Annotated in this window: 5 protein-coding genes and 1 pseudogene; all 6 read left to right on the top strand. The window is 38.5% G+C overall.

The window, feature by feature from the left end; genetic code table 11:
* The first annotated feature begins 79 nt into the window (after positions 1-79).
* Positions 80-481 carry a hypothetical protein gene (locus tag ACFINE_RS09390; protein ID WP_375621851.1) on the top strand — a complete coding sequence of 134 codons (402 nt, stop codon included), beginning with the start codon at positions 80-82 and terminating at the stop codon, positions 479-481.
* Entirely contained in the window at positions 475-1,038 is a 564-nt protein-coding gene (locus ACFINE_RS09385; protein ID WP_375621850.1) for a hypothetical protein, read from the top strand. The genes ACFINE_RS09390 and ACFINE_RS09385 overlap by 7 nt, the downstream gene beginning before the upstream one ends.
* Positions 1,035-1,496, top strand: coding sequence for a hypothetical protein (locus ACFINE_RS09380; RefSeq protein WP_375621849.1), 462 nt, complete (start codon positions 1,035-1,037; stop codon positions 1,494-1,496). The genes ACFINE_RS09385 and ACFINE_RS09380 overlap by 4 nt, the downstream gene beginning before the upstream one ends.
* 5 nt (positions 1,497-1,501) lie before the next feature.
* Positions 1,502-2,071 carry a hypothetical protein gene (locus ACFINE_RS09375; RefSeq protein ID WP_375621848.1) on the top strand — a complete coding sequence of 190 codons (570 nt, stop codon included), beginning with the start codon at positions 1,502-1,504 and terminating at the stop codon, positions 2,069-2,071.
* A 75-nt stretch (positions 2,072-2,146) separates the two neighbouring features.
* The gene (bet, locus tag ACFINE_RS09370) at positions 2,147-2,974 is read left to right on the top strand and encodes a phage recombination protein Bet (protein ID WP_375621847.1); all 828 of its coding nucleotides are present in this window, start codon (positions 2,147-2,149) and stop codon (positions 2,972-2,974) included.
* Between the two features lies 1 nt (position 2,975).
* Positions 2,976-3,048, top strand: a pseudogene (locus ACFINE_RS09365) (exonuclease); the annotation flags it as partial.

Below are 3,048 nucleotides of genomic sequence, written 5' to 3'. Positions count from 1 at the left end.
CAAAAAATTCACCACACAATGCAATGCCGTTCTTTTGCAAGAACGACAAAGGCAGAATCTAACTTAAAGGAGTAAAATCATGGAAAAGAAGTACGAACTTACTGATGGGAAAGCTGAGTTTAAAGGGGTAACTCTTCACCGTATCCGCGCTTTAAGAGACTTTGGAGTTATTAAAAAAGGTAATTTAGGCGGCTTTATAGAACATGAAAACAACCTATCGCATCATGGTAATTGCTGGGTAGGTGGTAATGCATTCGTCTTATCTTGTGCTTGCGTTTACGATAATGCTCAAGTTTATGATGATGCTGTAGTTTATGGTAGTGCACGAATTAAACATAATGCACATGTTTACGGTTTTGCCGAAGTTTATGGAATGGCAACAGTTTCCGGTAATGCACGTATTTATGGCGACGCAAAAATTTATCGTGATGCGGATATTGATGGCGATAACGTCATGTCCACTGGAGAAAAAGCATGGTGAAAAAATACGAATTGACTAATGAAACAATCGAAGTTGGGGGCAAAATCCTTCACCGCATTCGTGCACTGAGAGATTTGGGGGACGTCAAGAAAGGTGATCTTGGCGGCTATATCGAGAAAGAAGACAATCTAAGTCATGATGGTAATTGCTGGATTGGGGATTATGCAAAAGTCTATGGTAATGCCAAGGTTTTTGGTAATGCTAAGGTTTACGAAAATGCACAAGTTTACGGTTATGCAGAAGTTTACGACAATTCTCGTATTTATGGCAAAGCAGAAGTTTTCGATGAACCATGCATTTACGGTCATGCAGAAGTTTACGGTGATGCATATATTTGCGGTGAACCGAACGTTTTTGATAATGCAGAAGTTTATGGCAATGCACAAGTTTACGAAGAGCCATACATTTACGATAGGGCGCGTGTTTACGGCAATGCGCAAGTTTGCGGTGATGCGCATGTTTATGGTCGTGCAAAAATTTACGGTGATGCATGTGTATGTTGGGACGACTGGATTGATGGCGATAAAAGAATCTCAACTGGAGAAAAGACCAGATGAAAAAATACGAACTTACTGATGAAACAATTCCGTTTGATGGAAGAACTCTTCACCGAATTAGAGCATTAAGAGACTTTGGATATGTCAAAAAAGGTGACCTAGGCGGTTTTATAGAAAAAGAGAGCAACTTAAGCCATAAGAGAGACTGTTGGATTTTTGGCAATGCACACGTTTACGGTGATGCCAAAGTTTATGATGATGCGCGGGTTTATGGGAATGCACGCGTTTATGGCAATGCACAAGTTTCTGATTATGCCGAAGTTGGTGGTGCTGATGTTGGAGATAATGCCAAGGTTTTTGACTATGCGCGGATTTATGGGAATTCTGTTATAGGGAAAAGTGTACACGTTTACGGAAATGCTAAAATTTACAATCAAGCATATATTTGCTGTCGTGTAAACATTGCTGGAAATTGTAAAATTAGTGGCTCCACCATAATCGAAGAACGTGAGAAATAGTAATCATGGAAAAGAAATATGAACTTACTGATGAAATAAAAGAATTTTATGATGCAAGAACCGATAAAAGTAAAAAACTTTATCGCATACGTGCATTAAGAGATTTTAGAAATATTAAAAAGGGTTACTTAGGCGGCTATATACAAAAAGAAGACAACCTATCGCATGAAGGCGATTGTTGGGTTTGGCATAAAGCTATGGTTTATGGTGACGCTAAGATTTTCGGCAATGCACAAGTATTTGAATGCGCAGAAATTACAGGCAGGGCGCGTGTTTATGAAAATGCAAAAGTTTGCGGTGAAGCATATGTTGAATATGATGCACAAGTTTACGGCAATGCACAAATTTATGGTGAGGCTCGAGTTTTGGGCCATGTTTATGGCTATGCCCGTGTCTATGGAAATGCTTATATAAGTGATAAAGCACACATTTCCGGAAATATGAAAATTCTAGATGGAGTATATATTTTCGATAATGTAAATATTTCTGGTAATCTTGAAATTCGTGGACGCAATTCAATCATCTACGAAAGTGACTATTCAGCAAGCGATATAAGCTACATAAGCCGTTTCTAACACCGAAAAACCAACTTTTAAAAACCAGCGTGATTCACGCCACGGGGGAATTGCGCGCAAATCAAGGAAACCAACATGACAAATTCTACTTTTTTAAAAGAAATGGCAGAAAAATATGGATTTTCTGCTGAAGAATTTCGAACCACAATCATAAAAACTTGTATTGGAGATAAAAATGCTAATGTCATCACTGATGCAGAATTTGCCGTTTTTCTTTTTGTTGCCAATACTTATGGACTTAACCCTTTAACAAAAGAAATCTATGCATTCCCTAAAAAAGGCGGCGGCATCATACCCGTTGTTTCTATCGACGGTTGGATAAAGATCATCAAATCAAATCCTGACTTTGATGGTATGACCTTTCAAGATCAACTCGATAAAGACGGTAATATCATTGCTATCAAATGTGCTATTCGTCTCAAAGACATTAAAGACCCTATCGAAGTCACCGAATATCTCAAAGAATGCGAACAAGACAAAAGTGAACCTTGGAAAAAATACCCCGCACGTATGTTGCGCCATAAAGCTACTATACAGTGTGCTCGCTATGCTTTCGGGCTTTCCGGTATTTATGAAGAAGATGAAGCAAAACGTATCAATGAAACAAACCATAACGTACAAACGAAGTTAGTTTCTTATGATGTGCTTACGCAAATCAAACAATTAATAAACATCACTCAAACAGAAGAAGAAAAAGTGCTTCAGTATGGACGAGTCCAAAAGCTTGAAGATCTTCCTGATGAAGTAGCACAAAGGATTTTGGATATTTTGCAAAAGAGACAGCATGAAAAAGAACAATCTTTCCTACAACAAAAGCAAATAGAGGCGCCTATACAAGATGCCGAATATATTCACGTCCAAGATATAGAATATGCACCACAAGAACAAAGAACGGCGGTATGAGATGGAACAAAGAACAGCAGAATGGTTTCAAGCGCGCTTGGGTAAAGTCACCGCATCAAACATTTACAACATAC

The sequence above is a fragment of the Bartonella sp. AA97HXZ genome, assembly GCF_042196985.1.
In the GTDB taxonomy this organism is placed as follows: domain Bacteria; phylum Pseudomonadota; class Alphaproteobacteria; order Rhizobiales; family Rhizobiaceae; genus Bartonella.
Note: the sequence above shows the minus strand (reverse complement) of the source record. Positions and strands in the feature narration are given on the sequence as shown.